This is a genomic window from Streptomyces sp. NPDC047081 (assembly GCF_040643775.1).
Classification (GTDB): Bacteria; Actinomycetota; Actinomycetes; order Streptomycetales; family Streptomycetaceae; genus Streptomyces.
On sequence record NZ_JBEYUY010000005.1, the window covers coordinates 1 to 18,072 of the forward strand.

At 69.0% G+C, this 18,072-nt stretch carries 17 protein-coding genes, 1 rRNA gene and 1 riboswitch; of the genes, 12 read left to right on the top strand and 6 right to left on the bottom strand.

All coding sequences use genetic code 11. The features are described 5' to 3' along the window. Positions 1–122 precede the first annotated feature (122 nt). From rrf to ABZ848_RS10790, 11 genes are all read left to right on the top strand, one after another. Positions 123–239: ribosomal RNA gene (gene rrf, locus ABZ848_RS10740) — 5S ribosomal RNA — on the top strand. 110 nt (positions 240–349) lie between these two features. Continuing rightward, complete coding sequence (locus ABZ848_RS10745) at positions 350–958, top strand: CDP-alcohol phosphatidyltransferase family protein (RefSeq protein ID WP_360828650.1); 609 nt, start codon at positions 350–352, stop codon at positions 956–958. 114 nt (positions 959–1,072) lie between these two features. Next, positions 1,073–3,568 (top strand): mannose-1-phosphate guanyltransferase, encoded by a 2,496-nt coding sequence (locus ABZ848_RS10750; protein ID WP_360828653.1) that lies wholly within the window; start codon positions 1,073–1,075, stop codon positions 3,566–3,568. Between the two features lie 107 nt (positions 3,569–3,675). Then, the gene (locus tag ABZ848_RS10755; RefSeq protein WP_360828656.1) at positions 3,676–4,581 is read left to right on the top strand and encodes a DUF881 domain-containing protein; all 906 of its coding nucleotides are present in this window, start codon (positions 3,676–3,678) and stop codon (positions 4,579–4,581) included. Next, a complete protein-coding gene (locus tag ABZ848_RS10760; protein WP_003988855.1) occupies positions 4,578–4,910 on the top strand; it encodes a small basic family protein in 333 nt (110 codons plus the stop codon). Before ABZ848_RS10755 ends, ABZ848_RS10760 begins: the two co-directional genes overlap by 4 nt. A gap of 5 nt (positions 4,911–4,915) precedes the next feature. Further along, the gene (locus tag ABZ848_RS10765; RefSeq protein WP_360828660.1) at positions 4,916–5,752 is read left to right on the top strand and encodes a DUF881 domain-containing protein; all 837 of its coding nucleotides are present in this window, start codon (positions 4,916–4,918) and stop codon (positions 5,750–5,752) included. A gap of 61 nt (positions 5,753–5,813) precedes the next feature. Next, positions 5,814–6,722, top strand: a complete 909-nt coding sequence (locus ABZ848_RS10770) for an FHA domain-containing protein (RefSeq protein ID WP_242777628.1) — start codon at positions 5,814–5,816, stop codon at positions 6,720–6,722. 40 nt (positions 6,723–6,762) lie between these two features. Beyond that, complete coding sequence (locus tag ABZ848_RS10775; RefSeq protein ID WP_360828663.1) at positions 6,763–7,500, top strand: MerR family transcriptional regulator; 738 nt, start codon at positions 6,763–6,765, stop codon at positions 7,498–7,500. Between the two features lie 85 nt (positions 7,501–7,585). Further along, positions 7,586–8,059, top strand: coding sequence for a bifunctional nuclease family protein (locus ABZ848_RS10780; protein WP_004002801.1), 474 nt, complete (start codon positions 7,586–7,588; stop codon positions 8,057–8,059). A gap of 259 nt (positions 8,060–8,318) precedes the next feature. Beyond that, on the top strand, positions 8,319–8,963 hold the full coding sequence (locus tag ABZ848_RS10785; protein ID WP_360828666.1) for a MerR family transcriptional regulator: 645 nt from the start codon (positions 8,319–8,321) through the stop codon (positions 8,961–8,963). Positions 8,964–9,046: 83 nt separating this feature from the next. After that, positions 9,047–10,438 carry a DNA polymerase IV gene (locus tag ABZ848_RS10790; RefSeq protein ID WP_360828669.1) on the top strand — a complete coding sequence of 464 codons (1,392 nt, stop codon included), beginning with the start codon at positions 9,047–9,049 and terminating at the stop codon, positions 10,436–10,438. Between the two features lie 130 nt (positions 10,439–10,568). On the opposite strand, the gene ABZ848_RS10795 is transcribed toward ABZ848_RS10790, so the two are convergent. Beyond that, a complete protein-coding gene (locus ABZ848_RS10795) occupies positions 10,569–10,946 on the bottom strand; it encodes a PRC-barrel domain-containing protein (protein WP_360828672.1) in 378 nt (125 codons plus the stop codon). A gap of 114 nt (positions 10,947–11,060) precedes the next feature. Further along, positions 11,061–11,157: riboswitch (glycine riboswitch) on the top strand. Positions 11,158–11,332: 175 nt separating this feature from the next. On the opposite strand from ABZ848_RS10795, the gene gcvP reads away from it, so the two are divergent. Further along, positions 11,333–14,218: an aminomethyl-transferring glycine dehydrogenase gene (gcvP, locus tag ABZ848_RS10800; protein ID WP_360828675.1), complete on the top strand. Its 2,886-nt coding sequence runs from the start codon at positions 11,333–11,335 to the stop codon at positions 14,216–14,218. 48 nt (positions 14,219–14,266) lie between these two features. On the opposite strand, the gene ABZ848_RS10805 is transcribed toward gcvP, so the two are convergent. The 5 genes from ABZ848_RS10805 to modA all read right to left on the bottom strand — a co-directional run bounded on the left by ABZ848_RS10805 (position 14,267) and on the right by modA (position 18,001). Beyond that, on the bottom strand, positions 14,267–14,686 hold the full coding sequence (locus ABZ848_RS10805; RefSeq protein ID WP_360828678.1) for a TOBE domain-containing protein: 420 nt from the start codon (positions 14,684–14,686) through the stop codon (positions 14,267–14,269). Between the two features lie 27 nt (positions 14,687–14,713). Beyond that, positions 14,714–15,802 (bottom strand): ABC transporter ATP-binding protein, encoded by a 1,089-nt coding sequence (locus ABZ848_RS10810; RefSeq protein WP_360829815.1) that lies wholly within the window; start codon positions 15,800–15,802, stop codon positions 14,714–14,716. Between the two features lie 356 nt (positions 15,803–16,158). Further along, positions 16,159–16,284, bottom strand: a complete 126-nt coding sequence (locus ABZ848_RS10815) for a hypothetical protein (protein WP_360828681.1) — start codon at positions 16,282–16,284, stop codon at positions 16,159–16,161. After that, a complete protein-coding gene (modB, locus tag ABZ848_RS10820) occupies positions 16,281–17,174 on the bottom strand; it encodes a molybdate ABC transporter permease subunit (RefSeq protein WP_360828684.1) in 894 nt (297 codons plus the stop codon). The genes ABZ848_RS10815 and modB overlap by 4 nt, the downstream gene beginning before the upstream one ends. Further along, entirely contained in the window at positions 17,171–18,001 is an 831-nt protein-coding gene (gene modA, locus ABZ848_RS10825) for a molybdate ABC transporter substrate-binding protein (protein ID WP_360828687.1), read from the bottom strand. Before modA ends, modB begins: the two co-directional genes overlap by 4 nt. Positions 18,002–18,072 lie beyond the last annotated feature (71 nt).

Consider the following 18,072-nt stretch of genomic DNA (forward strand, 5'->3'; position numbering starts at 1 on the left):
AGCACCGTGAGGTGTGGAGGTGACCGGTACTAATAGGCCGAGGGCTTGTCCTCAGTTGCTCGCGTCCACTGTGTTAGTTCTGAGGCAACGACCGTGTGTTTTCCGGTCTAACTTCATAGTGTTTCGGTGGTTATAGCGTGAGGGAAACGCCCGGTTACATTCCGAACCCGGAAGCTAAGCCTTACAGCGCCGATGGTACTGCAGGGGGGACCCTGTGGGAGAGTAGGACGCCGCCGAACTCCTTTTAGAGCTCTGGCTCTTGGGCATACAAGCCCAAGAGCCAGAGCTTTTTTGCGTTGAGGTAAGGTCAGGGGGCATCGTTGGCTCGTTTCCCACAGGAGGCCCCCGGGTGGAGGTCCAGGAGACCCGCGTCCAGACGGACCGGGTCCTCACCATCCCCAACATCCTCAGCATGGCGCGTCTCGTCGGCGTACCGATCTTCCTGTGGCTGATTCTCAGGCCCGAGTTCGGGGGGCCCAAGAGTGACGGCTGGGCGCTGCTGGTGTTGGCTCTGAGCGGGATCAGCGACTACCTGGACGGCAAGCTCGCGCGTCGGTGGAACCAGATCAGCAGCCTCGGCCGGCTTCTCGATCCCGCGGCCGACCGGCTCTACATTCTCTCGACTTTGGTCGGTCTCACCTGGCGCGAGATTCTGCCAATCTGGTTGACCGCTGTACTTCTGGCGCGGGAGCTGGTCCTGCTGGTGATGGTGGGCATCCTCAGACGGCACGGCTATCCGCCGCCGCAGGTGAACTTCCTGGGGAAGGCGGCCACCTTCAACCTGATGTATGCCTTCCCGTTGCTCCTGCTCAGTGACGGAACTGGATGGATCTCGTCACTCGCTGCTATTTTCGGATGGGCGTTCGCAGGTTGGGGTACAACGCTGTACTGGTGGGCAGGAGTCCTCTACGTGGTACAAGTCCGCCGCCTGGTCCGTGCGGACGCCATGGCCGACTGAACTCGTCGATTGCCCGGCCGTTGTGGCTCGATGGCTTCCGGCGGAAAAGTGCGGGACAATCTGGACGGGTGAAGTCGGCTAGACCGTCGTCTCTTTGAGGAGGACGCTTCCGACATGAAGGCCGTCGTGATGGCCGGAGGTGAAGGCACACGCCTTCGCCCCATGACCTCAAGCATGCCCAAGCCGCTCCTGCCTGTGGCCAACCGCCCGATCATGGAGCATGTGCTGAGGCTGCTCAAAAGGCATGGGCTGAACGAGACCGTCGTAACTGTCCAGTTCCTGGCCTCATTGGTCAAGAACTACTTCGGCGACGGCGAAGAGCTCGGAATGGAGCTCTCCTATGCCAACGAGGAGAAGCCACTCGGTACCGCCGGAAGCGTCAAGAACGCCGAAGAGGCGTTGAAGGACGATGCTTTCCTCGTCATCTCCGGCGATGCGCTGACCGACTTCGACCTCACCGAGCTCATCAATTTCCACAAGGAAAAGGGTGCGCTCGTCACCGTCTGTCTGACCCGTGTGCCCAATCCGCTGGAATTCGGCATCACGATCGTCGACGAAGAGGGCAAGGTCGAACGTTTCCTGGAGAAGCCGACCTGGGGGCAGGTCTTCTCCGACACCGTGAACACGGGCATCTATGTCATGGAGCCCGAGGTCTTCGACTATGTCGAGGCCGATGTGCCCGTCGACTGGTCGGGCGATGTCTTTCCGCAGCTGATGAAGGAAGGCAAGCCGATCTACGGCTATGTCGCCGAGGGCTACTGGGAGGACGTAGGCACGCACGAGAGCTATGTGAAGGCGCAGGCCGACGTCCTGGAGGGCAAGGTCGACGTCGAGCTCGACGGCTTCGAGATCTCACCGGGTGTGTGGGTGGCGGAAGGTGCCGAGGTGCATCCCGATGCCGTTCTGCGCGGGCCGCTCTACATCGGCGACTACGCCAAGGTCGAGGCCGGTGCGGAAATCCGTGAGCACACCGTCGTGGGTTCGAACGTCGTCGTGAAGAGCGGTGCTTTTCTGCACAAGGCCGTCGTCCACGACAACGTGTACGTCGGGCAGCACAGCAATCTTCGTGGCTGTGTCGTCGGAAAGAACACCGACATCATGCGTGCCGCACGGATCGAGGACGGTGCGGTCATCGGTGACGAGTGCCTGATCGGTGAAGAATCGATCGTTCAGGGCAATGTGCGGGTCTATCCGTTCAAGACCATCGAAGCCGGTGCCTTCGTCAACACCTCGGTCATCTGGGAGTCGAGGGGACAGGCCCATCTCTTCGGTGCCCGTGGGGTGTCCGGCATCCTGAACGTGGAGATCACGCCAGAGCTCGCTGTGCGCCTCGCCGGCGCCTATGCGACGACGCTCAAGAAGGGCTCCACCGTCACCACGGCCCGCGACCACTCCCGTGGTGCGCGTGCCCTCAAGCGGGCGGTGATCTCCGCGCTGCAGGCCAGCGCCATCGACGTACGAGATCTGGAGAACGTACCGCTGCCGGTGGCCCGGCAGCAGACCGCGCGGGGCAGTGCCGGCGGGATCATGATCCGGACCACGCTCGGGGTGCCGGACTCCGTGGACATCATGTTCTTCGACGGGCAGGGCGCCGATCTGTCGCAGGGTAGCCAGCGGAAGCTGGACCGGGTTTTCGCGCGGCAGGAGTATCGGCGGGCGTTCCCGGGTGAGATCGGGGATCTGCACTTCCCGGCCAGTGTCTTCGACTCGTACACCGGATCGCTGCTGCGCAATGTCGACACGACCGGGATCGCCGAGTCCGGGCTGAAGGTCGTCGTCGACGCGTCGAACGGCAGTGCGGGGCTCGTGCTGCCCAGTCTGCTCGGCAAGTTGGGGGTGGACTCGCTGACCATCAACCCGGGGCTCGACGAGTCGCGGCCCACCGAGACCAGCGACGTACGGCGGTCGGGGCTGGTTCGGCTCGGTGAGATCGTCGCGTCCTCTCGTGCCGCCTTCGGGGTGCGGTTCGACCCCGTCGGCGAGCGGCTGTCGCTGGTCGACGAGAAGGGGCGGATCGTCGAGGACGACCGGGCGCTGCTCGTGATGCTCGACCTGGTGGCGGCGGAGCGGCGCAGCGGCCGTGTGGCGCTTCCGGTGACCACGACCCGTATCGCCGAGCAGGTGGCGGCGTACCACGGGACACAGGTCGAGTGGACGACGACCTCGCCCGACGATCTGACCCGCGTCGGACGTGACGAGTCGACCATCTTCGGCGGCGACGGCAAGGGCGGCTTCATCGTCCCGGAGTTCAGCAGTGTCTTCGACGGTACGGCGGCCTTCGTACGGCTGATCGGGCTGGTGGCGCGGACGCAGCTCACGCTCAGCCAGATCGACGCGCGGATTCCGCGTGCGCACGTCCTGAAGCGGGATCTGGCGACTCCCTGGGCCGTCAAGGGACTCGTGATGCGCCGGGTCGTCGAGGCGGCCGGAGACCGCTTCGTGGACACCACCGACGGCGTGCGGGTGGTGGAGACCGACGGGCGCTGGGTGATGGTGCTGCCCGACCCCGCGGAGGCGGTCACCCATCTGTGGGCGGAGGGGCCGGACGACGCCTCCGCGCAGGCCCTGCTCGACGAGTGGTCGGCGGTCGTGGACAGCGCCGGGCGCTGAGAGACGCAGCACGCGCGCGTGCCGGACAGGTGTCCTCAAGGGGGCCTGTCCGGCACGCCGGTGGGGCCATTCGGAGGTAGTAGTCGCGACGTGCGACGATGTGCGGCATGCCGCAGCAGCCCCCCGTTCGGAGCACACCCGCGCGACCCTCGCGTCCGGACGCATCCATGTCGCTGCTCACCAACGTCATGGATCACAGCCTCGACGACGGATACGCCGAGGCCGCCGCCCGCAAGAAGGCGGACGGCGCCGGCGGCATGCCGAAGACCCTCCGGGCGAAGCTGGGACTGGCCGCCGGGCTCGTGCTCGCCGCCCTGGTGGTGACCGTCGGAGCGGCACAGGCGCGCGTGGCGGCTCCCGTCGTAGCCAAGGAGCGCCAGGAGCTGATCGACCGCATCGACCGGGAGACGGCCGCGGCGGACAAGCTGGAGGGCTCCGTCGACAAGCTGCGCGACGACGTGAGCGCCAGCCAGCGCGAAGCCCTCAAGAAGAGCGGCAGCGGGGACCAGAGTGAGCTCGTGGGCGTTCTGTCGGGCGCCGTCGAAGTGCACGGGCCGGGCGTGAAACTGGTCGTGAACGACGCCAAGGAAGCGACCAGCGGCGGCAACGGCAACCCGCGCGAGACCACCGACTTCTCCGACACCGGCCGCGTCCGCGACCGCGACATGCAGCGTGTGGTGAACGGGCTGTGGGAGTCGGGTGCCGAGGCCATCTCCATCAACGGGCAGCGGCTGACGGCACTGTCGGCGATCAGGGCCGCGGGTGACGCGATACTGGTCGACAACAAGCCACTGGTTCCGCCCTATACGGTGCTCGCCGTGGGCAACGGCAAGCAGTTGAGCACCAGGTTCCAGAACAGCGCCGACGGGCTCTATCTGCACGCGCTGCAGGAGAACTACGGCATCCGGACGGGCATTTCCGTCGAGGACGACCTCCGGTTGCCCGCAGCACCGAGTGTGATCGTACGCACAGCACAGCCGAGCACCGAGAAAACTGAGAAGGGCACATCGTGATCGCCGTACTGGGCCTCGTCGTGGGAGTCGTGGCCGGACTGTTGGTCCGGCCTGAGGTTCCGGCGGTCGTCGAGCCTTATCTGCCGATCGCCGTCGTCGCGGCGCTGGACGCCGTCTTCGGCGGTCTGCGGGCCATGCTCGACGGCATCTTCGACGACAAGGTCTTCGTGGTGTCGTTCCTGTCCAACGTGGTCGTCGCCGCGCTGATCGTGTTCCTGGGCGACAAGTTGGGCGTGGGCGCGCAGCTGTCCACCGGTGTCGTCGTCGTACTCGGTATCCGCATCTTCTCGAACGCCGCCGCGATCCGCCGGCACGTGTTCCGGGCGTGAGGCCGATGAGCGACAAGGAAGAGACGCCCGACAACAGGCTGCGCAAGGAACTGCCCGAAGAAGTGCCCGCGGAGACCTCCGAGGGTGAGGCGGAGGCTCCCGAGGAGAAGCAGCCCGAGCTGACCGGCCGGCAGCGGCTGGCCAAGGGCCTGTGGCCGCCGCGCGTCACCCGGGCCCAACTCATCGTCGCGGTGCTGCTGTTCGGCCTCGGCTTCGGGCTGGCCGTCCAGGTGGCCTCGAACAGCGACAGCGACAGTGCCCTGCGCGGTGCGCGTCAGGAAGATCTTGTTCGCATCCTCGATGAACTCGACGACCGTACGCAGCGTCTTGAGGACGAGAAGCAGGGACTGGAGAAGCAGCGCGACGAGCTGGAGAACAGCTCCGACCAGGCAGAGGAGGCCCGCAAGCAGACGGTCGAGAAGGAGAAGCAACTCGGCATTCTGGCGGGCACGGTGGCCGCGCAGGGGCCCGGCATCACGATGACGATCGACGACACGAAGGGGACGGTCGAGGCGGACATGCTGCTCGACACGATCCAGGAGTTGCGCGCGGCCGGGGCTGAGGCGATCCAGGTGAACGACGTCCGTGTGGTGGCCGGCACCTACCTCACGGACTCGGGCAAGAGCGTGAGCGTCGACGGGAACAAGATCAACGCTCCCTATCGTTTCGAGGTCATCGGCAAGCCCGAGGACCTCGAACCGGCGCTCAACATCCCTGGAGGCGTGGTGCAGACTCTCGAGAAGGAGCAGGCCACGGTCACCGTGGAGCGATCGAGCAAGATCGTCGTGGACGCCTTGCGAGCGGCGAAGCAGCCTGACTACGCTCGGTCGTCCTCCCAGTGAACCGGCGGTGCATGGGGGACGTCCGGCAGGGGCATGAGGTTGCGGGGGGTCGGCGCACCGAATGGGTGGTGCGTGGTGGAAACTGTCTGGTGGTTACGGACGTTGTGAGGATGTCCGGGTCGGCCGGCGTATTGAGTCAGGGTTCGTCCTGCCCCACGGGCGGGTCTGTTTCGGTCAAGGGGAATCGCCCGTGAAGTTGTTTCAGAGGTTGTTCGGCAAGAGCGCGCGAGAGGGCAGCGACAGCAACGCGACCGCTCGCCATCGCGCACAGCCAGACGCAGAGGGTCAGCGACCCCTGTTCCGCGATCAGGTCGCTGGTCCGGGCGGTGACATTTCCGGAGGTCAGGGCGCGCCGTCTGTTGACCCTGCGCAGTCCGGCGGCATAGGTTTCGGGCAACCGTCAACCTCAAGTACGGGTGGAGGGTTTTCCCCTATGTCGGCCCTGGTGTGTACGAGGTGCGGTAACCGCAACGCGGAGAACAGCCGCTTCTGCTCGAACTGCGGCGCTCCGTTGCGGCCCGGGGCCACCCCCGAGCGACCGTCCGAGACCACGTCCACGATCTCCATTTCCGGCCTCGAGGCGTACGATGCCGAGGCCACTGGCCAGACCCAGCTGCCGGCCCTCTCTCCCGAGGCGCAGGCGGCCGTGGACGCGCTGCCGATGGGTTCCGCGCTTCTGGTGGTCCGCCGCGGACCGAACTCGGGCAGCCGCTTCCTGCTGGACGGCGACCTGACCACGGCCGGGCGCCACCCGCAGAGCGACATCTTCCTCGACGATGTGACGGTCTCGCGTCGGCACGTGGAGTTCCGCCGCGGCGCGGACGGCTCGTTCACGGTGGCCGACGTGGGCAGCCTCAACGGCACGTACGTCAACCGCGAGCGGATCGACCAGGTCGGCCTGAACAACGGCGACGAGGTGCAGATCGGCAAGTACCGGCTGGTGTTCTACGCGAGCCAGCGCGGCTACTGAGCCGCCCCGGCCCGGTCCGGGGAATCCCCAGGGAAGGTCCATGCTTCAAACACCGAGCGGTGGTGCCGGCCACGGCACCGCCGCCACGGACAGTGGGCTGATGAGCATCGGCACGGTGCTGAACGTGCTGCGCGACGAGTTCCCCGAAGTGACCATCTCCAAGATCCGGTTCCTGGAGTCGGAAGGGTTGATCGAGCCGCAGCGGACCCCGTCGGGGTACCGGAAATTCACCGCAGGGGACGTCGAGCGCCTCGGTCACGTGCTGAGAATGCAGCGGGACCACTATCTGCCCCTCAAGGTGATCCGCGAGCACCTGGACGCCATGGAGCGCGGTGAGGCGGTCCCCTTGCCCACCGTGGGCCGTCAGCGGGACGGTGAGGCCGTCCTGGAGGTCTCCGAGGGGCCCACCGCCGCCCGGATCGGGCGGGCCGAGCTGCTCGCCGCGGCCGACATCGGCGACGAGGAGCTCCAGGAGTGGGAGTCGTACGGGCTCCTCGCACCGCTGCCCGACGGTGCCTACGACGCCGAGGCGGTCACCGTGGCCTCGCTCGTCGTGGAACTCGGGCGGTTCGGGATCGAGCCGCGCCACCTTCGGGTGATGAAGGCGGCCGCGGACCGTGAGGCCGGCCTCGTGGACCAGGTGGTGGCGCCGCTCAAGCGCCACCGCAATCCGCAGACCAGGGCGCACGCCGAGGCCCGTACGAAGGAACTGGCGGCGCTCACGGTGCGGCTGCACGCGGCCCTCGTGCAGACCGCGCTCGGCGTGCGCCTGCCCTGAGCCGGGCGGGTGCGCGAAGGCCGGATAGACCCCCCGTTCTCTGCCCGACTACCCAAACGTCCCGGGCACGTCCTAGGGTTGCTGTGTGAACGAGCTCGATGTCGTAGGTGTCCGGGTCGAAATGCCCTCCAACCAACCGATCGTGCTCCTGCGTGAAGTGGGAGGCGACCGCTACCTCCCCATCTGGATCGGGCCCGGGGAGGCGACGGCGATCGCCTTCGCCCAGCAGGGCATGGCCCCCGCACGACCGCTGACCCACGACCTGTTCAAGGACGTGCTGGAGGCCGTCGGCCAGGAGCTCACCGAAGTGCGCATCACGGACCTGCGTGAGGGCGTCTTCTACGCGGAACTGGTCTTCGCCAGCGGAGTCGAGGTGAGCGCCCGTCCGTCCGACGCCATAGCGCTGGCCCTGCGCACCGGCACGCCGATCTACGGCAGCGACGGCGTGCTCGACGACGCGGGCATCGCGATCCCCGACGAGCAGGAGGACGAGGTGGAGAAGTTCCGCGAGTTCCTCGACCAGATCTCGCCCGAGGACTTCGGCACCAGCAGCCAGTGAGACGCGGCCGATCCGGCGGACCAGCCGTCCGTGACGGGTCGGCCATGTCCGGTCACCACTGAAATGCTGGCATTTGCCACCGGCGCGTGAGAGAGTCCTGCGGCCCGTCCCGAGCGCATTCGGCTAGCCTTTCCCCGCGGTGGGGTACGGGAAACCACTCCTAGGGTGATTATCACTCGGCGTGCCGAGTGTGGCGGTCGTTGACGCACCCCTGGTGGCTGCCTACCGTCGAGGAGGCAGGTCAAGGACGGAGGTCGGCGTGAGAAGCAGCGGCGACGGTACGGCTGGGGGTGCCCCCGGACGCAGTCTGGGGGAGAGCGGCCCGTATCCGCTTCACAGCAGCGCGGCCGATCACGCTCCGCAGCGACCGGCGGCCGTGCCGAGCAGCGGAGGGGCGACGTCCATGGCGTCCGAGCAGATCGGCTATCGCGGGCCGACGGCATGTGCCGCCGCCGGCATCACCTACCGGCAACTGGACTACTGGGCGCGCACCGGGCTCGTCGAGCCGAGCGTGCGGCCCGCCTACGGGTCGGGGACGCAGCGGCTGTACAGCTTCCGGGACGTCGTCGTCCTGAAGATCGTCAAGCGGTTCCTGGACACGGGCGTGTCGTTGCAGAACATCCGGACCGCGGTGCAGCATCTGCGTGAGCGGGGCTTCCGGGACCTGGAGCGCATGACGCTGATGAGCGACGGCGCCACGGTCTACGAGTGCACCTCGCCCGACGAGGTCCACGCGCTCCTCCAGGGCGGCCAGGGCGTCTTCGGGATCGCCGTCGGCGTGGTGTGGCGGGACGTCGAGAGCGCGCTGTCGCAGCTGCACGGCGAGCGCATCGACACCGGCGAGACCCTGATCGGACAGAACCCCGCGGACGAGCTGGCGCGGCGGCGCAACAGGGCCGTCTGAGCGCACGCGAGCGCTGGTGAGGGCCGGAGGCCCCGGACGGTCGTTCGGGGCCATTGTCAGTGGCGTAGGGCAGCATCGGATATGTGAGAAACGCGCCCACGATCCTGCATCTCGACATGGATGCCTTCTACGCCTCGGCGGAGCAGGCGTCCAAGCCGAGTCTGCGCGGGAAGGCCGTCATCGTGGGCGGGCTGGGGCCGCGTGGGGTGGTGGCCACGGCCTCGTACGAGGCACGGGTTTTCGGGGTGCGGTCCGCGATGCCGATGGCCCAGGCGCGGCGGCTGGCGCCTAACGCCGCGTATCTCGTGCCGCGCTTCGGGTTCTACCGGGCGATCAGCGAGCAGGTGATGGGGCTGCTCCACGCGTTGTCGCCGCTGGTGGAGCCGCTCAGCCTGGACGAGGCGTTCGTGGATCTGGAGGCCGGGGAGGCGGCCTGGGACGAGGCGTCGGCGCGGCTGGTGGGAGAGAAGCTGCGGGCCGACATACGGGCGGGTACGGGGCTCACCGGGTCCGTGGGGCTCGCCGCGTCCAAGATGCTCGCGAAGATCGCGTCCGAGGAGGCGAAGCCGGACGGGCTGGTGCTGATCGAGCCGGGGACCGAGCGGGCCATGCTGGGACCGATGCCGGTGCGGATCCTGCCGGGGGTGGGGCCGGCGACGGGGGACCATCTGCGGCGGGCCGGGATCACCACGGTCGACGAGCTGGCCGAGGCGGGGGAGGACGAGCTCGTACGGCTGCTGGGGAAGGCGCACGGGCATGCGCTGTACGCGATGGCGCTGGCGCGGGACGACCGGCCCGTGGTGGCCGAGCGGGAGGCCAAGTCGGTGTCGGTCGAGGACACGTACGACGTGGACATCCATGACCGGCTGAGGGTGGGGATGGAGGTGCAGCGGCTGGCGGACCGGTGTGTGCGGCGGCTGCGGGGGGCCGGGCTGTCGGGGCGGACGATCGTGCTGAAGGTTCGGCGGTACGACTTCTCGACGCTGACGCGGTCCGAGACCTTGCGGGGGCCCACGGATGATCCGGCTGTGGTGCGGGAGGCTGCGGCTCGGTTGCTGGAGTCCGTGGACACGACGGGGGGTGTGCGGTTGCTGGGGGTCGGGGTGAGCGGGCTTGCGGATTACACACAGGAGGACTTGTTCGCGCAGGCCGCGGGGGTGGGGGAGGCCGAGGAGGCGGCTGAAGCGGAGCATTCCTCGGAGGAAGGGGGAGCCGGGGCGGCGGAGGTGCAGGTGGGGGGTGGTGAGCGGCGGTGGGCTGCTGGGCATGATGTGCGGCATGCGGAGTTCGGGCATGGGTGGGTGCAGGGGAGTGGGCTCGGGCGGGTGACCGTGCGGTTCGAGACGCCGCAGTCGGAGGTGGGGCGGGTGCGGACGTTTCGGGTCGACGACGCGGAATTGGAGCCGGCTGAGCCGTTGCCCTTGGTGCCGGCGGCCGGGAGACCGGGGGCTGCTGTGGACGGGGTTCGTGCCTGAGCGGTGCCGGGGCTGGGCGGGGGTTTCGCTTGCCCGCGCTGGCGGGGTGACGCCTGCGCCCACCCGTGCCGCCCCAGCGGCACGACTGCCCGCAGGCTGTGCCAGCGTTCAGCGCCGCTGTTGGGTGGGCTTACGCGTCGGCGTCCTCCGTGCCTGCCAAGTTGCCGAAATCTCGGTCCGGGAACGGGGGTGGGGGAGCTACGTCCAGGCCGTAGTGGTGGTAGAGCTGGAGTTCCTGGTCGGGGGAGAGGTGGCGGCCTACGCCGAAGTCGGGGGCGTCCTTGATCAGGGAGCGGTCGAAGGGGATGTGGAGTGTGCCTTCGACCAGTTCGCTGGGCTCCAGGGGGACGAAGGCGTCCCGGGAGAAGAGGCCGGTGCGTATGGCCGCCCACTCCGGCACGCCGGTCGCGTCGTCGAGGTAGACCTCGTCGATGGTGCCGATCTTCGTGCCATTGCGGTCGAACGCCTTGCGGCCGATCAGGTTGCGCGGATCGATGTCGGTCTGCACGGGCCCTCCACTTGGTCGCAACTCATTCGTAAGCACTACAAAAGAGCACATTGGTGAAGGCGGCCACTCGAACGCCCGGGGGAGGTGCTCGCTTGGTAGGCTGGCTGCGGCTGCTGACCCCGTGCGGGAGAGTCTTCCGGAGATCGTCCGGAAGCGCCGAAGGAGCAAATCCTCCCCGGAATCTCTCAGGCACACGTACCGCACGGACGAGGTCACTCTGGAAAGCAGGGCGGGTGTCGACGGCTTCCGCTCTCACCGACGGTGAAAACCGGGGGCTCTTGGCGACCCGGTGAAGCTCTCAGGTTGAGATGACAGAGGGGGAGGCCGTCGGGGTACCCGCGCCGGGGTGCCCCTCGAAGGTCGCGTCAGACCAGGAGGCCTCCGCAATGACCGCCCACCGCATTCCGCTCGCCGAGCTCGAACAGGGAATTCCGTTCGAGCAGCGTCATATCGGTCCCGATCACGAGGCGCGGGCCAAGATGCTCGCCCAGGTCGGGTACGGCTCCCTGGACGAGCTCACCGCCGCCGCTGTGCCGGATGTGATCAAGAACGCGGACGCTCTCGAACTTCCCGGGGCGCGTACCGAGGCCGAGGTGCTGGCCGAGCTGCGGTCGCTGGCCGACCGGAACCAGGTGCTCGACTCGATGATCGGGCTCGGGTACTACGGGACCTTCACCCCGCCCGTCATCCTGCGGAACGTCATGGAGAACCCGGCCTGGTACACGGCCTACACGCCGTACCAGCCGGAGATCTCCCAGGGGCGGCTCGAAGCCCTCCTCAACTTCCAGACCATGGTCGCCGACCTCACCGGGCTGCCCACCTCCGGTGCCTCGCTGCTGGACGAGGGCACGGCCGCCGCCGAGGCCATGGCTCTGTCCCGGCGCATGGGGAAGAACAAGAAGGGCCTCTTCCTCGTCGACGCGGACGTGCTTCCGCAGACCGTCGCCGTGATCGAGACGCGGGCCGAGCCCACCGGTGTGGAGGTCGTGGTCGCCGACCTGAGTGACGGCATTCCGGCCGAGATCGCCTCCCGTGAGATCAACGGCGTGCTCGTCCAGTACCCCGGCGCATCGGGTGTCGTACGCGATATCAAGCCGCTGATCGACCAGGCGCACGAGCTCGGCGCGCTCGTCACCGTCGCCGCTGATCTGCTCGCGCTGACGCTGCTGAAGTCGCCCGGGGAGCTCGGGGCGGACATCGCGGTCGGTACGACGCAGCGGTTCGGTGTGCCGATGGGCTTCGGCGGGCCGCACGCCGGCTTCATGGCCGTACACGAGAAGTTCGCGCGCAGCCTGCCCGGGCGGCTCGTGGGTGTGTCCGTCGACGCGGACGGGCACAAGGCGTACCGGCTGGCGTTGCAGACGCGTGAGCAGCACATCCGGCGGGAGAAGGCCACCAGCAACATCTGTACCGCGCAGGTGCTGCTCGCCGTGATGGCCGGCATGTACGCCGTGTACCACGGGCCGGAGGGGCTGAAGAGCATCGCCGGGCGGACCCATCGGTACGCCACCATCCTCGCCGCCGGGCTCGCGGCGGGTGGGGTCGAGGTCGTGCATGGCTCCTACTTCGACACCTTGACCGTGCGCGTCGCCGGGCGGGCCGCCGAGGTCGCCGCCGCCGCTCGGGAGAACGGGGTCAACCTGTACCTCGTCGACGCCGACCATGTGTCGATCGCGTGCGACGAGACGACGCGGCGGGCCCAACTCGCTGCCGTGTGGGGCGCGTTCGGGGTCGAGGGGGACATCGAGGCGCTGGACGCTGCCGTCGGGGAGGCGATTCCCGAGGGGCTGCTGCGCGATGACGAATACCTCACCCACCCCGTCTTCCACCAGTACCGCTCCGAGACAGCGATGCTGCGCTACCTGCGCCGGCTCGCCGACCGTGACTACGCGCTCGACCGCGGCATGATCCCGCTGGGCTCCTGCACCATGAAGCTCAACGCGACCACCGAGATGGAGCCGGTCACCTGGCCCGAGTTCGGGCAGCTGCACCCCTTCGCGCCCGCCGAGCAGGCGCAGGGCTATCTGACGCTCATCCGTGAGCTGGAGGAGCGGCTCGCCGAGGTCACCGGGTACGACAAGGTGTCCCTGCAGCCCAACGCCGGGTCGCAGGGCGAGTTCGCCGGGCTGCTCGCCGTACGCGGATACCACCGGGCCAACGGGGACGAGCAGCGGACCGTGTGTCTGATTCCGTCGTCCGCGCACGGTACGAACGCCGCGAGTGCCGTGATGGCCGGGATGAAGGTCGTCGTCGTGAAGACCGCCGAGGACGGCGAGATCGACGTCGAGGACCTGCGGGCGAAGATCGAGCAGTACCGCGACGAGCTCGCCGTGCTGATGATCACGTACCCCTCGACGCATGGTGTGTTCGAGGAGCATGTCGCCGACATCTGCGCGCAGGTGCACGAGGCCGGCGGGCAGGTGTACGTCGACGGGGCGAACCTCAACGCCCTTGTGGGGCTTGCCAAGCCGGGGCACTTCGGCGGTGACGTGTCCCACCTGAACCTGCACAAGACCTTCTGCATCCCGCACGGCGGTGGCGGTCCCGGCGTCGGCCCGGTGGGTGTGCGTGCGCACCTGGCGCCGTATCTGCCGAACCATCCGCTGCAGCCGGCGGCCGGGCCCGAGACCGGTGTGGGGCCGATCTCGGCCGCGCCCTGGGGTTCCGCCGGGATCCTGCCGATCTCCTGGGCGTACGTACGGCTCATGGGCGGCGAGGGGCTCAAGCGGGCCACGCAGGTGGCCGTGCTGTCCGCCAACTACATCGCCAAGCGGCTGGAGCCGCACTACCCCGTGCTCTACACCGGCCCCGGCGGGCTGGTCGCGCACGAGTGCATCATCGATCTGCGGCCGCTGACCAAGGCGACCGGGGTGTCGGTGGACGATGTGGCCAAGCGGCTCATCGACTACGGCTTCCACGCGCCGACGATGTCGTTCCCGGTGGCCGGCACGCTGATGATCGAGCCGACCGAGTCCGAGGACCTCGTCGAACTGGACCGGTTCTGCGAGGCGATGATCGCCATTCGTGGGGAGATCGAGAAGGTCGGGGCGGGCGAGTGGCCGGGCGAGGACAACCCGCTGCGGAACGCTCCGCACACCGCTGCCGCGCTCGGTGGGGAGTGGGAGCACGCGTACACGCGTGAGGAGGCAGTGTTCCCGGCGGGGGTGTCCGTCGCGGACAAGTACTGGCCGCCGGTGCGGCGGATCGACCAGGCCTTCGGGGACCGGAATCTGGTGTGCTCCTGCCCGCCGCTGGACGCGTACGAGGACTGACGTCCGTGCTGTGAAACAGGGCCCCGCTTCGGCGGGGCCCTGGTGTTTTCAGGCGGTGGCCAGGGAGACCTCGGTCGACTTGATCAGGGCGACTACCTGGGTGCCCTTCGCGAGGGCCAGGTCGCGGGCCGCCTCGTTCGTGATCGCGGAGGTCAGTTCGCCGCCCTCCACGGCGACCTTGACCGAGGCCATGGCGCCGCCGGACGCGATGGCGGTGATCGTGCCGGGGAGCCGGTTGCGGATGGAGAGGCCCTCGACCGGGCCGGTGGCGAGGGAGACCTCCGTCGCCTTAACCAGGGCGCGGACCGCGGAGCCCGGGGCGAGGGCCAGGTCGGTCACGGCCTCGCGGGTGATCGCCGCGGTGAGGGTCTGGCCGCCGGAGAGACGGACGCCGACGGTCGCCATCGCCTCGCCGGGGGTGATGGTGGTGACGGTGCCGGGGAGTTGGTTGCGGATGCTCAGGGTCATGGGCATCACGGTAGTGCTTTGGGGGATTTACGCCGGGTACGCGTGGGTCTGCGTCGCCTTCACCGTCGCCCAGATCGACGCACCCGGGTGCAGGTCGAGTTCGGCCGCGGCGACCGTGGTGAGGTCGGCGGCGAGGGGGAGTTCGCCGGTGAGGTCGGCGCGGATCTGGTCGCCGTGGGTTTCCAGGCCGGCCACCTCGCAGCGCCAGTGGTTGCGGGCGCTGGTGCCGGTGGGTGGGTCGCGGTGGAGGGTTACGGCGCTGGGTGGGAACGCGACGAACACCTGGCCGGTGAGGAGTTCCGTGGTCGTGATGGCCGGGCCCGCGTCCAGGTGGACCGTGTGGCCGTCCGCCGTGCCCTTGTAGAGGTTGAGGCCGACCAGTTGGGCGATGTAGTCGGTACGAGGGTGGCGGGCGATGTCGGACGGGGTGCCCTCCTGGACCACGCGGCCGTGTTCGATGACGACCAGGCGGTCTGCCAGGACCATGGCGTCCAGGGGGTCGTGGGTGACGAGGATCGCGACCGCCTCGAACTCGGCCAGGTGGCGGCGGAGTTGGGCCCTTACGTCCAGGCGGGTGCGGGCGTCCAGGGCGGCGAGGGGTTCGTCTAGGAGGAGCAGGCGGGGGTTGGTGGCCAGGGCTCGGGCGAGGGCTACGCGTTGGGCCTGGCCGCCGGAGAGGTGGCGGGGTTTGGCTGCGGCGTGGGCGGTGAGGTCCATGCGGGCCAGCCAGGCCGCGGCTTCGGCTCGGGATTCGGATCTTGTCGCGCCCTGGCAGCGGGGGCCGAAGGCGACGTTGTCGAGGGCCGTGAGGTGGGGGAAGAGGAGGTAGTCCTGGAAGACGACGCCTACCGGGCGGGATTCGGGGTGTGTGTGGTGGAGGGGGGTGCCGTCGAGGTGGAGGTGGCCTGTGGTGAGGGGGGTGAGGCCGGCGAGGGCTCTCAGGGCGGTGGTTTTGCCTGCGCCGTTGGGGCCTAGGAGGGCGAGTACGTCGCCGGGGGCGGCGGTGAGGGTGATGTCGAGGGTGAAGGTGGGGCGGGTGATGACGAGGTGGGCGTCGAGGGCGGGGGTGGTGTGGGGGTGCGGGTGCGTGGTGGGGGCCCGGCCTTCGGCCGGGATTGTGTTCCCACCCGCACCGCCCGTGCGGCTTTCGTTGTCGGGTGCGGGTGGCCCCTGTGGGGGGTGAGCGCCGTTGGCGGGTGCGGGTTGGGGCTGTGGGGGTTGAGCGGCGTTGGCGGGTGCGGGTGGGTCCTGCGTCGGGCGAGAGCCGTTGGCGGGTGCGGGTTGGGTCTGCGGGGTGTGAGCGGCGTCGGCGGGTGCGGGTGGGTCCTGCGTCGGGCGAGAGCCGTCGGTGGGTGTGGGCTGGGGCTGCGAGGGGTGAGGGGCGTCGGCAGGGGCGGGTGCGTCCTGCGGGGGGTGGCTGCCGTCGGGGGGTGTGGGCTGGGTGGCGTCGGTGGGTGCCGGGTGCTTGTTCGTCATCGGGGCGTCGTCCAGGGGGAGTTCGAGAGGATGTCCCTGAGCCCGGGGGTCGTTGCCGTGCTGTCGGCCAGCGGCTCGGTGGGTCGCGTCGGGGTGGTGTAGAGCCCTAGCGTGTGCTTCATGATGCCGTCATCCAGCGGTCTCGTAGGGCTGCCAGGACTGTGATCGAGACTGCCAGGAGGACCAGGCTCAGGGCTATGGCTGCCTCTGGGTTGTTCTGGAGGGCCAGGTACACCGCCAGGGGCATCGTCTGGGTGCGGCCCGGGAAGTTGCCCGCGAAAGTGATCGTCGCGCCGAACTCACCCAGTGCCCGCGCCCAGGCCAGGACCGCGCCCGCTGCGATGCCAGGGGCGATCAAGGGGAGGGTCACCCGGCGGAAGGCCGTGAAGCGGGACGCGCCCAGGGTCGTCGCCGCCTCCTCGTAGCGCGGGTCGGCCGCGCGCAGTGTGCCCTCCACGCTGATGACCAGGAACGGCATCGCCACGAAGGTCTCCGCGACCACGACTCCGGTGGTCGTGAAGGGGAGGGTGATGCCGAACCAGGAGTCGAGCCACTGGCCGACCACGCCGTTGCGGCCCAGGGCGAGGAGGAGGGCCACGCCGCCCACCACGGGGGGCAGGACGAGGGGCAGGGTGACCAGGGCCCGTACGAAACCTCGGCCTGGGAAGTCCGTGCGGGCCAGCACCCAGGCCAACGGGACGCCGATGACCAGACTCGCCGCCGTCGCCGCCGTGGCGCAGAACAGCGACAGGCGCAGGGCCTGCCAGACCTCCGCGCTGGTCAACTGGTCCGGCATCGTGCTCCACGGGGCCCGGACGAGCAGTGCGACCAGGGGGAGGAGGAGGAAGGCCAGGCCCAGGAGGGCCGGGAGGAGGAGGGGGAGGGGGACGGCGATTCCGCGGCGAGTCGCCTGGGCGGTGGCCGGTCCTCGGCGGGTGTTGCGGACACGTCCGCGCCGCGGGCCACCCTCCAGGGTGTCGGCCGCGGCGTCGGACTTGTCGGTGGGGGTCACGGCTTGAGGAACCCGGCCTCGTTCAGGACCTTCTGACCCTCCGCGGACTGCACGAGCTGGATGAACGCCTTGGCCGCGGTGGGGTTCTTGGCGTTCTTCAGGAGGGCGATCGGGTAGTCGTTGATGGCCTTCGCGGACTCGGGGAACTCCACGCCCTCGACCTTGCTGCCCGCCGCCTTCACGTCGGTCTGGTAGACGACCGCCGCGTCCGCCTCCTTCAGCACCACCTTGTTGAGGGCGGACTTGACGTCCTCCTCGTACGAGACCGGCGTGAGCTTCAGGCTGCTCGCGTCGAGCGCCTTCTGCGCCGCGGCGCCGCACGGCACCGTCTTGTCGCACAGCACGACCTTCAGGGAGGACTTGGTGAGGTCCTTCAGGGAGGCGACCTTGTCCGGGTTGCCCGGCAGGGTGGCGATCTCCAGCTGGTTGCGGACGAAGGTGGCCGGCGTGCCGACCGCGTCGCCCTTGTCCGTCACGATCGCCATCGTCTTCGGGCTGGCCGCGGCGAAGACGTCGGCCGGGGCGCCGCCCGTGATGCCCGCGGCGAGCGAGTCGCTGCCGCCGAAGCTGAAGGTGACCTTCGTGCCCGGGTGCTCCTTCTCGAACTCCTTGCCGAGCGTCGTGAAGCTCTCCTGCAGCGAGGCCGCCGCGAAGACGGTCACGGTGCCGGACAGCTTCGGCGACGAGGAGGCCGCGGCCGAAGTGTCGGACTTGGTGGAGTCCGAGTCCGAGTCGGAGGAGGAACAGGCGGTCAGGGCCAGCAGCGCGGCGGCTCCTGCGCCGGCCACCTGCAGAGTCCGGCGGGTCCGGCGCGCGGAACGGGTCATCACGGGTCCACTCCCTAAGTCGCTTCGCGGAGGAGCCCGTCGGGCCTCTCCTGTGCGCCGATCATACTGGC

Bases quoted from the DNA above. Each gene is read 5' to 3' on its own strand.
- ABZ848_RS10750 (WP_360828653.1), top strand. From the start codon at position 1,073: ATGAAGGCCGTCGTGATGGCCGGAGGTGAAGGCACACGCCTTCGCCCC.
- ABZ848_RS10755 (WP_360828656.1), top strand. From the start codon at position 3,676: ATGCCGCAGCAGCCCCCCGTTCGGAGCACACCCGCGCGACCCTCGCGT.
- ABZ848_RS10765 (WP_360828660.1), top strand. From the start codon at position 4,916: ATGAGCGACAAGGAAGAGACGCCCGACAACAGGCTGCGCAAGGAACTG.
- ABZ848_RS10770 (WP_242777628.1), top strand. From the start codon at position 5,814: ATGGGTGGTGCGTGGTGGAAACTGTCTGGTGGTTACGGACGTTGTGAG.
- ABZ848_RS10775 (WP_360828663.1), top strand. From the start codon at position 6,763: ATGCTTCAAACACCGAGCGGTGGTGCCGGCCACGGCACCGCCGCCACG.
- gcvP (WP_360828675.1), top strand. From the start codon at position 11,333: ATGACCGCCCACCGCATTCCGCTCGCCGAGCTCGAACAGGGAATTCCG.
- ABZ848_RS10805 (WP_360828678.1), bottom strand. From the start codon at position 14,686: ATGACCCTGAGCATCCGCAACCAACTCCCCGGCACCGTCACCACCATC.
- ABZ848_RS10815 (WP_360828681.1), bottom strand. From the start codon at position 16,284: ATGAAGCACACGCTAGGGCTCTACACCACCCCGACGCGACCCACCGAG.
- modA (WP_360828687.1), bottom strand. From the start codon at position 18,001: ATGACCCGTTCCGCGCGCCGGACCCGCCGGACTCTGCAGGTGGCCGGC.